The sequence below is a fragment of the Pedobacter nototheniae genome (assembly GCF_032678625.1).
Taxonomy (GTDB): Bacteria; Bacteroidota; Bacteroidia; order Sphingobacteriales; family Sphingobacteriaceae; genus Pedobacter; species Pedobacter nototheniae_A.
Genome location: NZ_JAVTSO010000001.1, coordinates 928,228 through 943,957 on the forward strand (window position 1 = coordinate 928,228; position 15,730 = coordinate 943,957).

The window sequence follows — 15,730 nt, forward strand, 5'->3', positions numbered from 1 at the left end:
ACCTGATGCTAAAAACTTGATACTAAACGATGGCATACCAGCAATATTTTGAAAAGGCAAAAAAAGCCAGCCGCGGCATGGCTGCTTTATCTAAAGAAAAAGTAAATCATGTACTTTTGGATTTGGCATCTATGTTAATTGGGGCCACAGAAACCATTTTACAGGAGAATAAAAAAGATCTTGCAAAAATGCCTGCTGAAGATCCAAAATATGACCGGTTAAAACTTACAAAAGAACGTATTAAGGCCATTGCGGCCGATATAGAAAGTGTGGCTGGATTAATTAGTCCGCTGGATGAAATCCTTTCCGAAAAAATATTGGATAACGGTTTAAATTTAAAGAAAATCAGGGTGCCGCTGGGTGTTATTGGTGTAATTTATGAAGCCCGCCCGAATGTTACTGCAGATGTATTTTCGCTGTGTTTTAAAACGGGGAATGTTGCTGTTTTAAAAGGAGGAAGTGATGCCGAATTTTCAAATCTTGCCATTGCTAAAGTGATTCATTCCGTATTGGAAAAACACGAGGTTAATCAGGAGGTATTGGTACTTTTGCCAGCCGAAAGGGCAGCAACAGAAGCTTTATTAAATGCAAGCGGTTTTGTGGATGTTTTAATTCCGCGGGGAAGCCAATCTTTAATTAACCACGTACGCGAGCACAGCAAAATCCCTGTAATAGAAACCGGGGCAGGAATTGTTCATACCTATTTTGACAAAACCGGAGACCTTGAGAAAGGAAAAGCCATTATTTTGAATGCCAAAACCCGAAGAGTAAGTGTTTGCAATGCGTTGGATTGTGTTTTAATTCACCACGGGAGGTTAAGCGATTTACCTGCACTGTTTGCACCTTTGGCAAATGCAGAAGTTGAACTTTTTGCTGATGCAGAAAGTTACCGGGTATTAGTGCAATCGTACCCTTTAGCGCTATTAAACCAAGCTACAGCGGAAAGCTTCGGAACCGAGTTTTTGTCGCTTAAAATGGCTGTTAAAGTGGTTCATGGGCTAAACGAGGCGTTGGATCATATCGCCAGTTACAGTTCTAAACACAGTGAAGCCATTATTGCCGAAGATGCAGATAATATTACCCGGTTTTTGAACGAGGTTGATGCCGCTGCGGTTTATGCCAATGCATCAACAGGTTTTACTGATGGCGCACAATTTGGACTTGGCGCTGAAATAGGAATCAGTACGCAAAAGTTGCATGCACGCGGGCCAATGGGACTTGATGCGTTAACCAGTTATAAATGGGTGGTACGTGGTGATGGACAGATTAGAAAATAGGCTTCTACGATTCTGAACACCACGAAGAATCTTTATTTCCTAAATTACCATTAAGTTAGACGGAGAAATTATCCGGTTGATATAAAAATTTACTACAACTCAAAAACTTCTCCTCTTTCGGGGATAGAAACGGTGAATCCTTCACCCTGTAGGGCTGTAGATAAACTTTTTAAACTACTGTCTTCGCCATGTACTAAAAAAACCCTTTTAGGTTGCCCGGTTTGTTTTACTGTTTTAACCAGGTCGTTATGATCACCGTGGCCACTTAACAAATCGGTTTGTCTAATCGTTGCATAAACCATCATTTCACGATCTTTAATTTTCACAATAGGATCGCCACGCAATAGTTTATTTCCTAAAGTTCCTTTGGCGCAATAACCAATAAAAAGAATGGTACAATAATAATTTTGGATGTTGTAATAAAGATGATCCTGAATTCTGCCACCTTCGAGCATGCCGGCCGAGGAAATAATGATGCAAGGATCAAAATAATTGGAAACATCTTTGCTTTCCTTCATGGTTTGAACATAGGCCAGGTGCTCAAATTCAAACTCATCGCCCATAGTCTGGTAAAAATCTTTTGCCTCCTGATTAACCAGGTTGTGGTGTTTACGGTAAATTTCGGTTGCCTGCACAGCCATCGGGCTATCAACAAAAATTTGAACCGGAGGCAGTAATTTCTTGGTAAAGATTTGATTTAAAGCAAAAACAAGAGATTGTGTACGGCCGATGCTAAATGCGGGAATAATTAATCTTCCGGGGCTTTTTATACAGGCCTCCGTAATCTCTTGTATTAAACGCGCTTCAAGTGTTTGATCTTTAGTGTGAAAACGGCCGCCATAAGTAGATTCGCTTACTAAGTAATCCACCTCAGGTAGCGTTTCCGGATTAATTAACACGGGATAATTTTCTCTGCCAATATCACCTGTAAATGCAATTTTCTTTTCTTCGCCATGTTCGTTTATGGTTAATACTGCAGCAGCAGCACCCAGCAGGTGGCCCACGGGAACAAATGTTAAACTTATATCGCCATTAATGCGGAAAGATTTATTAAAAGCAATGGTTACAAATCTATCGATGGTATCCATTACATGTTTTTGTAAGTACAATGGCTTTGGACCACTGAAATTACCGCGTTTTGTTCTGGGCTTACGTTTTTCTTTACTTAGAAAAATATTAACAGAATCGAACAGCAAAATAGCGGTTAAATCTGCTGTTGGTGCGGTACACAAAACCTGCCCTTCAAAACCCATTCTAACCAAAGTGGGTAAATTACCCGAATGATCAATGTGGGCATGGGTTAAAATCACTAAATTTATACTGGAGGGATCAAATGTGAAATGTTGATTTTCTTCCTGATAGGTATCTTTCTCATAATCAAGGCCGCAATCTATTAATATTTTATAATCTCCAACTTCGAGCAGGTGCATACTGCCTGTTACTTGTTGCGCCGCGCCCCAAAACGTTAACTTCATCTTTCTTTCTATAGGGTTATCCAGGTGTAAAGTAGTATAATTGGTTCAATTTTTAAGCAAATCGGGGTAATTTTTTTAGTAGGTTAAATTTTACGGGGTTAAAAAGTATAGCTTATCTTTGCAAGAAAAAAAGCGATGCAAGAACCATTTGATGTAGAAGTTGGACCCATTACGTATGCTGTATTTCCAGAGGGAAATGATACTTATACCATTTTTAAAAATGGAAAAGAATACATCCAGATTTTAAAGGATACTTCATCTATCTGGCTAAAGTTAGATTATAAAACAGAGCTTCCAATTTTTGAAGAAGATGAAGAGGTGAATGCTATCGGCATAGCCATTTCTAACTATACCCCGGAAGAGGAAGACGAGGAAGAATAATATTTATGGACGGCCCTGGTCCATAAATTGCTCAAAAGTATTGTCGGTAATATTTTGCAGGGCAATAAGTTTACGGCGTTTTAGCTGCAGCCACTTTGTTTTAGGGCTATCTTTTTTACCAAACATATTTCCGCCAGTAGTGTTACTTTGCTTAAATGTAGAGAAATTGCTGCTGGTTTCATCTTTTTCTCCTGATGCACGATGATAACTTCGGTTGTCAGCACCAATTAATTCCATCTGATTGTTTTGATAACGGAAAGTATAATCGTTGTTGATTACTTCCCAGGAGCCACAAGAGAAAAAGTACTGAAAAGATAAGCTAAGTAACCCTTTAGTTATAAATATTGCACCGGTTTCACTCAAAGGGTCTTCCAGGCATCTGCTTTCTAAAGAACTTTCTGCCGGAATAAAGCTGCTGTTTTCAGCAACAAGCGCATAACCTGCTTTGCTTTTAAACAGGACCAATAATTTTCGTGGATTGGTATTTAAGGTATTACTACCCATTTCATCGTTTTTAATAATGTTTTTTGGATTAGTGTTTTCAATAATTAGGGCTTCATCCGGGAGCAGATCCTTATTCAAATCTCCCTTGGCATTATAAATTATTTTCCATCCCGCTGGTACAAATTCCTTTACTGTTGCTGCCGATTTTTTAACCACCGGGTCATCGCTCTGCGCAAATAAACGGAGTGAAGAGAAAATAATTAAAAGGATAAAAAGAAAGATTTTAATATAAATGTTATTGCTCATTTTTAGTGTAATTTGAAGGCCCGTTAATGTTGATGGTTTTGCCCATAAAATATGGGTTCCTGTTCCTTGCAACATCTAACACCGATTTTATAATAGCGAAATGCTCCCGGAAACGCACATAATTATAACCCGGATAAATGCCCTGGTTGGCTACAAAACCATAAGATTTTAAGCCCAACTTGTTGCCAATATAAACGGCCCGGTTTAAATGATATTTCTGCGATACCAAAATGGCTGTATCAACCTTGAAGAGATTTTTTGCCCTGTACAGGGTAGAGTAACTGTCGAAACCAGCATAGTCAATGTAGATTTTTGTTGTATCTACTCCATGTTCGTAACAATAGATTTTCATTACGGTTAATTCATCATGAGCATCATTCCCATTATCGCCTGATAGAAGAAGTTTTTGAACCTTATTTTCCTTGTATAACTTAATGCCTGCATCCAAACGGTCTTGAAGGTATTTTCCAGGTTTATTGTTGTTAATGCCTGCGCCAAAAATAATTGCCACATTGCTGCTGGGCAATGCATTTTCTTTATTGTAAATAGATGGATTTGTTTTGGATTTCACATAATAATTAATGCCAATAACAAAAAGACTGCTTGCTATAGCCAAATAAATTATTGGCTTAATTAGTTTTTTTACTTTCACGTTGAACTATTTTTTTCAAATGGTATTAATCTTTCCTTTCGGCTTTAACGATATGGACTTTAAAAACATAACTGAATTTAAATTTTTTGAGGATTTTATTCTCGTAAAATTCTGGTGTGCTGAAGGTGGCCTTACCATAAACAATATCGTTGGTGCTGATTTGTTTTTTACTTAGGATCAGTTCTTCAATACTGCAATTCAGGTTGAGGTTTTCGTCCGGCTTATCCGTTGGTTTTTTCTGAAATACGGGATCGTATTTGCGCCAGTCTTCATATACAATTGAGGTTTTGTTTTTTATGGTTGTAATTTTAAAACGAGGGAAAAATACCCCTGTAAAAATAGTTAAAGTATCTCCATTTAAAATGGCGCCGCTATGATCGGGTTGATATAAGTTTTCTGTTGTGCCCGGATTTAATTTTTCTTTATTGCCCTGGATAATGATTTCATCAAATTTTGTAAAAATACTCCATCCAACTTTATTTTGTTCATTAAATAAACCTGTAGGTTTACCTTTGTTAATTAAACTGTCCTCCTTTTTTTCCAACTGGCTTAATTTCTCTTTATAACTTTCAGGTAGTTTTTTAAAAGCATCTTCGTAGGCGGTTTTTGCTTGTAAGCTATAGGCTAACAGGTCTTTTTTCTGCTGTGCAAACGGCGTTATGGATAACAGGCAAATCAGGATGGTTATACCCGTTTTAAATAATTTTATTTTCATGGTTTTATTCCTGTTTCTGTAAAACTAATTTTTGTGCCTTGTTAAACTTAAAGGTATAAGATTTCCAGCTTGCACCGCTTTTGCAGGTTACACTGAGTTTTTTTGATTGCTTGTTTATTTTTAAATTGGAAAAATAACCACAACCACTGTTTTGAGGTTCTTTCAAAGGAAAAAACCTTTTCAGCTTTGGGTTATAAATGAATACATTATTAGCCACATGTAAACCTTCATCATCAGCAACGGAAAAAGCAATATCATCAACGCCATCAAAATTATAATCATCTATATTGGCATATCGAGGCTTATTTTCGTTTACTTCATTAAGCGTATACTTTTCCACTTTTGAATCTGGATATTTTATATTGAGGTTGTCCTTAAAAAAAGTATAAAAATGAAACTGGACGCCATGTAGCAGTGCCATGTTTTTGCCTTCATACTTTTCTTTGTCATCAATCTCAAACCTAAAAGTTTTTTGATCTTTATAGCGCAGGTATTCAACATCAGAAATAGTTCTAAGCATCAAGGTAAGCTTATATTCGCCGGTGGCTTTTCCATCAAATATTTCAGTCCATTTGTAATATTCAATATCAGGTTGATGATCCTGCCTTTGCGAGGTGTCGCGTTGATAAGATTTTAATTTTAGTGGAATGGGCGTTTTTTGTCCATCATACCAAACGTAACCGCCCTTTTCATTTTGCCAGCCTATGTGAAAGGAAAAAGGTTTTTTAATGCCAACAGAATTAAATTTAAAGGGTTGGGCATTGGCCTGTTTCGAACAGAAAAATAACGAAACAAAAATGATGGTTAAAAATCGCATGTTAGCCTTCTTTTATAATAATTACGGTAGTATAAGTGAGAATAAACAGAAAAACAAGATAGAGCGGGATTTTAAAATACCTTGTTTTAATAATTAAATCAATAATTCCCACAAGAAGGGTTAAGCCGATTAGAAAAACAAAAATCCACACGCCAAAAAGCAGGTAAATATATAGCGTATCGGCGAAAATATAACCAGCGAATATGGAAAGCACAATTGAGGCAATAACTAAGGTCCATTTAACGGCACTATTCATTGCAGGCAATGCTTTAAAGCGCTTATCTGCTGGTTTTCCGAAAAATACTAAGGCCAGAATAAGTGAAATTAAAAGAATAGCAATGAATGTCATCAAGTCTGAATTTAATGTAAACGAATATAAAGCTCTTATTCTGGTTTTAAATGAGGAACTTATTATGTGCCATCCATGCTTTATTATTTGCGGGTATTGTATAATTATTCGTCATGTTGATTTAGAGCTTAGAAAAACTGATGTATTGTACAAAGCGGGGCCTGGTTGATTTGTTCCGGCTTGCCGCATGTGGAAGTGTGTTGCGCCATATAATTACATCGCCTTTTTCGCCGGGAATAAGTGTGCCCGTTTCCTGTTCGCGGATTTCATTGTGCGCATCGTGTAAGCTTTCAAACTTATTAATCCAGGTTTTAAACTTTTTATGAAATCCTGTAACAGCTTTAAAAGCACCTCCGTTTTCAGGAACATCATCCAGGTAAACCAGCCCCTGAATATAGTTTTCGTCCAGGCGGTCAGGATCTATGTCCCAATGGAGTTTGTCGTGCGAAAATAGCCAATCTGCGGTTTCGGGCGGATTAAAACTCAATTTATCAATGTTTGCAATAATATTTGAATTGTCGTAGAGTTCGGCAAACAAATTGAAAATGCTTGGGTTATTTCTGATTTCATTGATGGATTCATCCTGATAAAGCTGCAACATTAAGCCATGCCAGTCTTCGTGCTGCTGATACCAGGATGCTGGTTCGGAAATGTTGATGTTCAGGTGTTTACAAATGAGTTCTTTTACCGCGTCAATATGCTGAACCGGCAGCAGGTTGCTGACCTTTAAATAACCATGTGTTTCCCAAAACCTGTGCTGCTCGGCACTTAGCAGTCGCAGTACCTCGCCTTTAACCATGGGTTGATCTTGCGCCCAGTTATTAAATTTTATGGTCGCATGAGCAACAAAATCAGCTCCCTTTAGCGATGTAATCCATTCGTTAAAATGTTCGATACCATTACACTGGCTGTAAATAAACTGAAAGACTTCAAATTTACCCAGTCCAAAAATGTTTAGCCAGATCTCTTGTTTATTTTCAAAATCCGGATCTGGGGTATTGCCCAAACCAAGTTTTATGTTGTGGTGGTATTGGTAAAAGCGCGCGTTAAAATTGCAATGTAACATGGGAGGGCTTAAGTCAGATGATTGATTATAATTGAATTCTAAAGCCTAAATTAGCATTTAAAATCTAAATTAACATGGAACAAAGTACGGCTCTTATACTTTCTTTTCTAAGTGAAATTGGCTTGAGTTATCATCTGGAGCCCATTAGTGGAGAAACTTTTTTGCCCGGGCTTAAATTAATAGAAGGTGCATTAATTATAGATACAACTAAATTGAGTTATCCTGGAGATATTTTGCATGAAGCCGGACACTTAGCCTGCATGCCGCCCAATATCCGGGTTGGGATGAGTGAGCACCTGGAGAGTGGCGACTTACATAATGGGGGCGAGTTAATGGCAATCGGCTGGTCTTATGCGGCCTGTGTTTATTTGAAAATGGATCTCAAAGTGGTTTTTCACAATGGTGGTTATAAAAATGCTGCAGACTCGCTCATTGATAACTTTCAAAATTCGAGGTTTATTGGAGTGCCACTTTTGCAATGGCTTGGTATGACCTACGATGAACGCCAGGCAAAACTTAATAATGCAAAACCTTACCCGGTAATGCAGAAATGGTTATGTACAGAAAGACCGGAATAATGATTGTTTCTATGTTCTTTAGTTGAAGCAAGGCCAAATATTGCAAATGGCATCATTTGATTTTGTTCGTTTTTAAAATTCCATCAATCTTCTTATCTAAATCCAGTGTTTCCGTATCTTCAAACGAATGCCCAATTTGGTAAATCTTATTGTTTTTAAGCTTATAAATGCTGTAATGATTTGTGCCGGAAAAACCATAGGATAGTATAATTTTACGTTTTTTATCATAACTGGGATTTACAATATTTTCGAAATCCTTGATACGTGTTAAGGTGCGTTTTTTAGGGTCGGTTAAAAGAAGCATGAAAAAAGAATTGGCTCCTCGGGCACCTGTATCCATAAAAATAACCATGTCCTTTACGCCATCATCATTATAATCTATATACTCCACCTGATCTTTAATGGTGCGCATAAATAAATGTGTTTTCCAAAAAAGCTGGTCAGTAGTACCATTGTGCTTTCCAAAATAGATATTGGTGTTTTCCCCTTTAATGCCCGTAATTTTCTCGCCTGATTCATCTTCTCCCGATTGTATTGCAAGAATAAAGTGTTTATCTGCAAAGGGATAATGATAGTACCAACTACCTTTTGCCTGCGGCTGGTTGAAAATTTTCTTTCCTTGCCGGGCTAAAACCAAATTCTGAAAACAACATAAAACAAATATTAAAGCGATTGATGTTTTCATACAAATGATAATTTAACCTGGAGGAAAATTGTTCCTAAATTTTTTGTTTTTACTAAATTATTATAGCAAACACTTATTTTTTTGTAGATACCTGCACGCTTGTTACATATTTGTTGTTGTAAAAGCCAAGCTGTACAAAATATTGATTAACCTTGAACTCTAAAATTAAAAAAGCTTTAGATTCTGTGGCACTTACCTCAGTGGTTTCCTGCTGCCAGCTGGGTTTATATTTAGCAAACCTATACTTACACTGCTCAAATGTAGATTCATTAAAAGTTAATCCTAAAGGCAACCCAGAAATTTTTTCATCACCAAAATAAGCAATACTTGCATATTGGTTCTTGTCTTTTAAACGCGAATAAATAAAATTTACTCCATTTTCTAAATCCCAGATGTAATAAATGCCTTTTTCACACAGTTCATTTTCGGCCGTTTTCGGTTCTAAACCTAATCTTTTGGTAAAGTAGTCAACCGTAACGGGCAAAGGAATAAGCTTGTTTTTATCCAGCAGTACGCCCAAGTTTATATTTGTGTTTGTAGCCTGCGCAACATCTAATGCATTATTGTTTCCAGGAGTATTAAGCACATATTCTTCCTTGTCGGTATTGCTTTCAATAAAGTTTTTAAGCATGGCCTCGAGTTTTCCGCTCGATTTAGTTTTTGTAAGATCAATTTGAGGTTTCGAAGTGCGGTCTGGGTCAATCTTTTTTAGGCTCAGTGTTATGGTTGTTTTATTTCCTGTTATACCCTGAAGTTTTATGTTCCAGCTGGAAGAAATAATCGCTTTAACAGGTTTGTTTTTATACTTTAAAATCAGGAAATTATCTTTTGAAGATAGGCTGTACTGCTCTTTATTAATGGCAATGTCTGTGAGGAATATATCATCGCCTTTTACGGCATCAAATTCCTGATTGGTCAGTTGACTTTGGAATTTACTCACTAAATCTATGGTTTCATTTAAATTTTTATCTACCGTAAATGTTTTTTGCTGGGCAAAAGAGTAGGTTGCTTTTAAAAAAAGCAAGCAAGTTAAAAGGTGTTTAATTTTCATGGATAAGGTAATGATGAAACATTATTTTAATTAAAAATACGGTTGTAAATTTGAATTAAAAGCACCTTTTACTATTTGCTGTGGTTTTCAGGCTATTTGCAGGTTTTAATTAATTATTCGTAGCTATCCGGCCCATCCATCTCTATCCAGGCTGCGGTAATTGATAGATTCTGCCAAGTGTTCTATTTCAATATTTTCACTATCTGCTAAATCAGCAATGGTGCGTGCTACTTTTAAAATGCGATCATAAGCCCTGGCCGATAAACCAAGCCGCTCCATTGCCGTTTTTAAAAGTGTTTGTCCGGCATCACTGATCTGGCAAACCTTACGAACCATTTTTGGACTCATTTGGGCATTACAATGCAGGTTTTCCTGGTTGGTAAACCGAAGCTCCTGAATTTCTCTGGCTTTAATTACGCGCGCCCTGATTAACTCACTTTTTTCTGTTTCGCGGGTTGAGGCCAATTCGGTAAAATTTACGGGCGTTACCTCTACATGTAAATCAATGCGATCCAATAAAGGACCGGATATTTTGCTGAGATATTTTTGAACCACTCCCGGCGCACAAACACATTCTTTTTCAGGATGATTGTAAAATCCGCAAGGACAAGGATTCATGGAAGCAACCAGCATAAAGCTTGCGGGATATTCTACAGAGAACCGGGCTCTTGAAATGGAAACTTTCCGATCTTCGAGTGGTTGCCGCATCACTTCCAGAACAGTTCTTTTAAACTCGGGGAGCTCATCTAAAAACAATACACCGTTATGAGCCAATGATATCTCGCCAGGCTGCGGATTTATTCCACCGCCTACTAAGGCTACATCAGAAATGGTGTGGTGTGGCGAGCGGTATGGCCGAACAGTCATTAAGGCATCGGTTGCGGAGAGTTTTCCGGCCACCGAATGGATTTTAGTTGTTTCTAATGCTTCGTGTAAATTTAAGGGTGGTAAAATGGTTGGCAATCGCTTCGCAAGCATGGTTTTTCCAGCGCCCGGCGGACCAATTAAAATCACATTATGCCCGCCTGCGGCGGCAATTTCCAGCGCACGCTTTATGTTCTCCTGCCCTTTTACATCGGCAAAATCGTGTTCGTATTGACCGATATTTTTTAAAAACTCTTCACGCGTATTAATTCTGGTGGGTGTTAAAGCACTGCTTTTGTTAAAAAAAGCAATTACTTCTGTGAGTGTTTCTACTCCATAAGCCTCAATGCCATCAACTATGGCGGCTTCCTTTACATTTTGCTTTGGTAGAATGAAACCTTTAAAGATTTCGTTTCTGGCTTGTATAGCAATGGGTAGTGCCCCTTTTATGGGCTGAATATTTCCATCCAGTGAAAGTTCCCCCATAATAAAGTAGTGCTCCAGTTCATCAGCGGGAATTTGCCCGGATGCGGCAAGAATGCCAATTGCTATTGGTAAATCGTAGGCAGAACCTTCTTTTCTTATATCGGCTGGAGCAAGATTAACGACAATTTTTTGCCGGGGCATTCTAAAGCCAGCAACATGGATGGCGCTTTCTACCCTTTGCAGACTTTCTTTAACGGCATTATCAGGCAGGCCCACCATATAGTATTTATTGCCGGCACTTATACTCACTTCAATGGTAATTGTTAAAGCATTTACGCCGAAAACGGCACTTCCATAGGTTTTTACAAGCATTAGTCGTTATTTACGATGAAATGGGATGTAAATTTTGCGGGAGATTGATGGCTTGTACTAATATAAGAATAGTTTAGTGGATTTAGTTAAAAATCTCTGTTGTTGAGGTTTAACGGCGCAGCTAAACTAAGAACCGAACAAATGCATGGCGTTGGGGCTAAAAGTTTTAAAACAAAAAATCCCAATCAGTAATGATTGGGATTTGAATATTTTGATTTAAACTCAAACTATCTTTTTCCGAATGGCATTTTTGGCATACCTTTCATCATTGCGGCTGCAGCAGCAGGATTAGAAAACTGCTTCATCATTTTGCGCATATCTTCAAACTGTTTAATTAGCTTGGTCACTTCTTCAACCTTATTGCCACTTCCTTTTGCTATACGCAAACGGCGGCTTTGCTGGATACTGTCTGGATTTTCCTTTTCAAAAGGCGTCATCGATTGAATGATAGATTCAATTGATTTAAATGCATCATCTTCAATTTCGACATTTTTCATCATTTTACCAACACCAGGTATCATGCCCATCAAATCTTTCATATTACCCATTTTCTTAATTTGTTGAATCTGGTTATAGAAATCGTTGAAATCGAATTTGTTTTTGCGGATTTTCTTTTGCAGTTCAGCGGCTTCTTTCTCATCAAACTGCATTTGAGCACGTTCAACAAGCGATACCACATCACCCATTCCTAAAATACGAGAAGCCATCCTGTCTGGATAGAAAACATCAAGTGCTTCCATTTTCTCGCCAGTACCAATAAATTTAATCGGTTTGTTTACAACAGACTTAATGGAAAGGGCTGCACCACCACGGGTATCACCATCTAATTTGGTTAATACAACACCGGTAAAGTCTAATCTGTCGTTAAATATTTTTGCTGTATTCACTGCATCCTGCCCGGTCATTGAATCAACTACGAATAAGATCTCGTGAGGTTGGGTTTTAGCCTTAACTTCTGAAATCTCATTCATCAACGATTCATCAATCGCTAAACGACCGGCGGTATCAATAATAATTACATTATTTCCATTTTGTTTACCATGTTCAATACCTTCTAAGGCAATGGCTACAGGATCTTTTGATTCGCGGTTTGCATAAACAGATACACCAACAGACGTTCCTAAAACTTCTAATTGATCTACAGCAGCCGGGCGATACATATCACCAGCAACTAATAAAGGTTTTTTGCCTTTTCCTTTTAAATGTAAAGCTAATTTACCTGCAAAAGTTGTTTTACCCGCACCATTTAAGCCAGCAATCAGAATGATGGTTGGGTTGGCTTTGGTTTCTAACTCTGTAACTTCGCCACCCATTAAAGCAGCAAGCTCATCGTTCATTATTTTAGTTAACAATTGACCCGGAGAAACGGCAGTAAGCACGTTTTGTCCTAAAGCTTTTTGTCTAACTTCATCTGTAAAAGTTTTTGCGGTTTTATAGTTAACGTCGGCATCTAATAATGCTTTACGAATTTCCTTCATGGTTTCTGCCACGTTGATTTCCGTAATGCTGCCTTGTCCTTTTAATACTTTAAATGCTCTGTCTAGCTTGTCCTGTAAATTATCAAACATAATTGGTTCAAATTTGCTGCAAGCCGCAAAGATATTGTTTTTTTGACTAAAAATTACTTTTATTCAGGTCTGTATCACTATTTTCCAGTCATTCGTTAACCTAAAAAAACACCTAAAATATTTAAGGTATCTTAAAAGTTACAATACTACTAATCAATTAGTTTGTCTATTAATAAATTAGTAGTACATTCGTTATATAATTTTATGATGATGATTAAACTGGCGAAAAGAGAAGAGCAAATTATGCAGGCATTTTGGGATGTAGAGAAAGCATTTATAAGAGACATTATTCCATTGCTTCCTGATCCTAAACCACACTATAATAGTGTAGCTACGATGGTAAAAATATTAGAAGAAAAAGGTTTTTTAGGGCATGATGTGGTTGGAAATATGTTCTGCTATTTTCCATTGATAGGTAAGGAAGAGTACCAGAAACATGCCTTGAAAGATGTGGTTAGTCAATATTTTGATAATTCTTACCCGCGGATGCTGGCTTTTTTTGCTAAAGAACAAAATTTAACCGAAGACGAACTAAAAGAAATTGTAGACCTCATTAAAACCAAAAAGCCATGATCTATTATTTGGTAACTGTAGCGCTCATTTTAACCACCTGTCTGGTTTTCTATAAAGCATTGCTTCAAAAAGAGACGTTTTTCCCGTTAAACCGGATCATCTTGCTAAGTTGTTTAGTGCTGGCTTTTTGCCTGCCATTAATTCCAATTCCACAACAGTGGTCTCTAAGAAAAACAGATTCTGCCTTTCCGGTTTATGTTAATATTGGCCAGCCAAATCCAGTTAAGCCAAGTGTAGTAAAAGAAGTGCCCGGAAAAGCGACACCTGATACGGGTAATGTAGAGGTGGTAAAAGAAAGCAAATCTATTTTTAAGGATTTTTCGATTTTCAAAGCTTTAACCTGGATATACTGGCTTGGGGTGATGGTATTTAGCATCAACTTCTTGTTTCAGCTGAGTATTTTACTTTACCGCTCTTATTCAAGGCCGTTTATTCAAGACGGGCGTTACCGGATTGTTGAGCTGGCTGGCGATCAGGCGCCTTGTTCTTTTGGCAACAACATCTTTATCAACCCCGAAAAATACGACTGGGATACCTATAACCAAATTATCCTGCACGAAAAAATCCACATTAAACAAGGGCATAGCTATGATATTTTATTAGCCGAACTGGCCCTTGTTTTTCAATGGTTTAATCCCTTTGCTTGGTTATACCGCAAAGCGATAGAAGATAACCTGGAATTTCTTACAGATAACGAATTGCTGCAGCATTCGGATGTAGAACGTACCAGTTACCAAATGAGCTTAGTGAAAGTGTCGGCGCCACATTTTCCGATCAGCTTAACCACTAATTACAATCAATCCATTCTTAAAAAAAGATTAGTCATGATGAACGCAAAAAAATCAAACATCAGCTCCACCTGGAAATATTTATTTATCGTACCTGTATTATTGGTATTTGTTTCCTTCTTTAATGAGCCTATTGCTTATGGAAAAACAAATAAGCAGCCAACTTATAAAACTAAAGAATTAGAAACGGAAGGTTCGTGGTTTGCGACTGTTAAGGGCGATAAGCTACACATCCGTTTTGAATCGGGAATAAACGGCAAAGAGAATAACAGCAGTACTACTTTCTCTCTGGCAGAATTTAAAAATCTACCAAAAAATGAGCGCGGAAGTTTCTCTTTAAGCCGCGATGCCGGAACCATTGTATTTTCCGGTAAATTTGATGGCAACACGGGTATGGGCGATTACAAATTTAATGCTGACCAAAGCTTTATTGCTTTTTTAGATAGAGAGGGCATAAAAATAGACGGCGACAGGGATGCCATGGTTTTTTATATGGTAAATGTAAATAAATCATTTGTTAACATGCTTAAAGCCGAAGGGTACACCAAAATCTCTAAAAACGACCTGATTCCATTAGCGGCATTGGGTGTAGACTTAACTTATATCAGCTCGCTTAAAAAAGAAGGTTTAAACAATGTAAGCTTACAAGATCTTATTCCTTTAAAAGCGCTTGGTGTAGATGGCAAATATGTAGCCGAAATTAAAAAAACCGGCTATAAGAATATTACTGCTGATAAGCTGATTACCTTTAAATCTCAAGGCATTACCGGCGATTTCATTAAAAATGCCAAAATTGCCAAGACTGAAAGTAAAGAGATTGAAGCAGAAAAGGTTAATGAAAACAACAAAAGCCCTAAAAAAGTACAAACGAGCAATCAAGACGATGATGATGAAGCTTTTGGCGATCTTATAGCGAAAAAGGCTTTAAACATTACTGCCGAATATGTTAAAGGCTTTACCGATAAGGGTATTAAAGTTACAGATGATGAATTAATCTCCATGAAATCGCTTGGTATCACACCAGAATTTATCAGCGGATTTAAAAACAGCGGATTTCCAAACCTAACCAATGATGAGGCCATTTCGTTAAAATCGCTGGGTGTTACCGTTAGCGAATTTGCAGCCTATAAAAAGTTGGATTTAAATAATTTAACCGTAAACGATGTTATCTCCGCTAAAGCTACAGGTACATCACCGAGCTTTATAATGTCGATGAAGAAAAAAGGATTTAACTACCATTCAATTGATAAATATGTACAACTGAGAGTGGTTGCTGGCGTCATAGACTAATATTCAATTTCCACACCATGTTATTAAGCAAGCCGTTTCTGGCATTTACTTTT

The 15,730-nt window shown here is 37.4% G+C and carries 16 protein-coding genes; 5 read left to right on the forward strand and 11 right to left on the reverse strand.

Annotated features, from left to right (window positions below):
* Positions 1–29: 29 nt before the first annotated feature.
* Positions 30–1,277, forward strand: a complete 1,248-nt coding sequence (locus R2Q77_RS04230; RefSeq protein WP_316802456.1) for a glutamate-5-semialdehyde dehydrogenase — start codon at positions 30–32, stop codon at positions 1,275–1,277.
* A gap of 92 nt (positions 1,278–1,369) precedes the next feature.
* Here the strand turns inward: R2Q77_RS04230 and R2Q77_RS04235 are convergent, their stop codons facing one another.
* Positions 1,370–2,752, reverse strand: a complete 1,383-nt coding sequence (locus tag R2Q77_RS04235) for an MBL fold metallo-hydrolase (RefSeq protein ID WP_316802457.1) — start codon at positions 2,750–2,752, stop codon at positions 1,370–1,372.
* Between the two features lie 135 nt (positions 2,753–2,887).
* Here R2Q77_RS04235 and R2Q77_RS04240 point away from each other — a divergent pair, with 135 nt between their 5' ends.
* On the forward strand, positions 2,888–3,133 hold the full coding sequence (locus R2Q77_RS04240; protein ID WP_316802458.1) for a hypothetical protein: 246 nt from the start codon (positions 2,888–2,890) through the stop codon (positions 3,131–3,133).
* Positions 3,134–3,136: 3 nt separating this feature from the next.
* On the opposite strand, the gene R2Q77_RS04245 is transcribed toward R2Q77_RS04240, so the two are convergent.
* The 6 genes from R2Q77_RS04245 to R2Q77_RS04270 all read right to left on the reverse strand — a co-directional run bounded on the left by R2Q77_RS04245 (position 3,137) and on the right by R2Q77_RS04270 (position 7,482).
* Positions 3,137–3,883: a hypothetical protein gene (locus tag R2Q77_RS04245; protein WP_316802459.1), complete on the reverse strand. Its 747-nt coding sequence runs from the start codon at positions 3,881–3,883 to the stop codon at positions 3,137–3,139.
* Positions 3,873–4,535, reverse strand: coding sequence for a vancomycin high temperature exclusion protein (locus R2Q77_RS04250; RefSeq protein WP_316802460.1), 663 nt, complete (start codon positions 4,533–4,535; stop codon positions 3,873–3,875). Before R2Q77_RS04250 ends, R2Q77_RS04245 begins: the two co-directional genes overlap by 11 nt.
* A 25-nt stretch (positions 4,536–4,560) precedes the next feature.
* Positions 4,561–5,250, reverse strand: coding sequence for a hypothetical protein (locus R2Q77_RS04255; RefSeq protein ID WP_316802461.1), 690 nt, complete (start codon positions 5,248–5,250; stop codon positions 4,561–4,563).
* 4 nt (positions 5,251–5,254) lie between these two features.
* Positions 5,255–6,067: an XAC2610-related protein gene (locus tag R2Q77_RS04260; RefSeq protein ID WP_316802462.1), complete on the reverse strand. Its 813-nt coding sequence runs from the start codon at positions 6,065–6,067 to the stop codon at positions 5,255–5,257.
* Position 6,068: 1 nt separating this feature from the next.
* Positions 6,069–6,416 carry a hypothetical protein gene (locus R2Q77_RS04265; protein WP_316802463.1) on the reverse strand — a complete coding sequence of 116 codons (348 nt, stop codon included), beginning with the start codon at positions 6,414–6,416 and terminating at the stop codon, positions 6,069–6,071.
* A 121-nt stretch (positions 6,417–6,537) separates the two neighbouring features.
* Positions 6,538–7,482 carry a phytanoyl-CoA dioxygenase family protein gene (locus R2Q77_RS04270; protein ID WP_316802464.1) on the reverse strand — a complete coding sequence of 315 codons (945 nt, stop codon included), beginning with the start codon at positions 7,480–7,482 and terminating at the stop codon, positions 6,538–6,540.
* A gap of 74 nt (positions 7,483–7,556) precedes the next feature.
* Between R2Q77_RS04270 and R2Q77_RS04275 the strand changes: the two genes are divergently transcribed.
* Positions 7,557–8,060 (forward strand): hypothetical protein, encoded by a 504-nt coding sequence (locus tag R2Q77_RS04275; protein ID WP_316802465.1) that lies wholly within the window; start codon positions 7,557–7,559, stop codon positions 8,058–8,060.
* Between the two features lie 52 nt (positions 8,061–8,112).
* Here the strand turns inward: R2Q77_RS04275 and R2Q77_RS04280 are convergent, their stop codons facing one another.
* The 4 genes from R2Q77_RS04280 to ffh all read right to left on the reverse strand — a co-directional run bounded on the left by R2Q77_RS04280 (position 8,113) and on the right by ffh (position 13,026).
* Positions 8,113–8,745, reverse strand: a complete 633-nt coding sequence (locus tag R2Q77_RS04280) for an XAC2610-related protein (RefSeq protein ID WP_316802466.1) — start codon at positions 8,743–8,745, stop codon at positions 8,113–8,115.
* Between the two features lie 73 nt (positions 8,746–8,818).
* The gene (locus R2Q77_RS04285; protein ID WP_316802467.1) at positions 8,819–9,796 is read right to left on the reverse strand and encodes a hypothetical protein; all 978 of its coding nucleotides are present in this window, start codon (positions 9,794–9,796) and stop codon (positions 8,819–8,821) included.
* Positions 9,797–9,919: 123 nt separating this feature from the next.
* On the reverse strand, positions 9,920–11,458 hold the full coding sequence (locus tag R2Q77_RS04290) for a YifB family Mg chelatase-like AAA ATPase (protein WP_316802468.1): 1,539 nt from the start codon (positions 11,456–11,458) through the stop codon (positions 9,920–9,922).
* 227 nt (positions 11,459–11,685) lie between these two features.
* Positions 11,686–13,026 carry a signal recognition particle protein gene (ffh, locus tag R2Q77_RS04295; RefSeq protein WP_316802469.1) on the reverse strand — a complete coding sequence of 447 codons (1,341 nt, stop codon included), beginning with the start codon at positions 13,024–13,026 and terminating at the stop codon, positions 11,686–11,688.
* A 162-nt stretch (positions 13,027–13,188) separates the two neighbouring features.
* Here ffh and R2Q77_RS04300 point away from each other — a divergent pair, with 162 nt between their 5' ends.
* Positions 13,189–13,599, forward strand: a complete 411-nt coding sequence (locus R2Q77_RS04300) for a BlaI/MecI/CopY family transcriptional regulator (RefSeq protein WP_316802470.1) — start codon at positions 13,189–13,191, stop codon at positions 13,597–13,599.
* Positions 13,596–15,677, forward strand: a complete 2,082-nt coding sequence (locus R2Q77_RS04305) for a M56 family metallopeptidase (RefSeq protein ID WP_316802471.1) — start codon at positions 13,596–13,598, stop codon at positions 15,675–15,677. The genes R2Q77_RS04300 and R2Q77_RS04305 overlap by 4 nt, the downstream gene beginning before the upstream one ends.
* Positions 15,678–15,730: the final 53 nt, after the last annotated feature.

Coding starts and splice junctions, on each gene's coding strand:
- R2Q77_RS04230 (WP_316802456.1), top strand. CDS start 30: ATGGCATACCAGCAATATTTTGAAAAGGCAAAAAAAGCCAGCCGCGGC.
- R2Q77_RS04235 (WP_316802457.1), bottom strand. CDS start 2,752: ATGAAGTTAACGTTTTGGGGCGCGGCGCAACAAGTAACAGGCAGTATG.
- R2Q77_RS04240 (WP_316802458.1), top strand. CDS start 2,888: ATGCAAGAACCATTTGATGTAGAAGTTGGACCCATTACGTATGCTGTA.
- R2Q77_RS04245 (WP_316802459.1), bottom strand. CDS start 3,883: ATGAGCAATAACATTTATATTAAAATCTTTCTTTTTATCCTTTTAATT.
- R2Q77_RS04255 (WP_316802461.1), bottom strand. CDS start 5,250: ATGAAAATAAAATTATTTAAAACGGGTATAACCATCCTGATTTGCCTG.
- R2Q77_RS04260 (WP_316802462.1), bottom strand. CDS start 6,067: ATGCGATTTTTAACCATCATTTTTGTTTCGTTATTTTTCTGTTCGAAA.
- R2Q77_RS04265 (WP_316802463.1), bottom strand. CDS start 6,416: ATGACATTCATTGCTATTCTTTTAATTTCACTTATTCTGGCCTTAGTA.
- R2Q77_RS04270 (WP_316802464.1), bottom strand. CDS start 7,482: ATGTTACATTGCAATTTTAACGCGCGCTTTTACCAATACCACCACAAC.
- R2Q77_RS04275 (WP_316802465.1), top strand. CDS start 7,557: ATGGAACAAAGTACGGCTCTTATACTTTCTTTTCTAAGTGAAATTGGC.
- R2Q77_RS04280 (WP_316802466.1), bottom strand. CDS start 8,745: ATGAAAACATCAATCGCTTTAATATTTGTTTTATGTTGTTTTCAGAAT.
- R2Q77_RS04285 (WP_316802467.1), bottom strand. CDS start 9,796: ATGAAAATTAAACACCTTTTAACTTGCTTGCTTTTTTTAAAAGCAACC.
- R2Q77_RS04290 (WP_316802468.1), bottom strand. CDS start 11,458: ATGCTTGTAAAAACCTATGGAAGTGCCGTTTTCGGCGTAAATGCTTTA.
- ffh (WP_316802469.1), bottom strand. CDS start 13,026: ATGTTTGATAATTTACAGGACAAGCTAGACAGAGCATTTAAAGTATTA.
- R2Q77_RS04305 (WP_316802471.1), top strand. CDS start 13,596: ATGATCTATTATTTGGTAACTGTAGCGCTCATTTTAACCACCTGTCTG.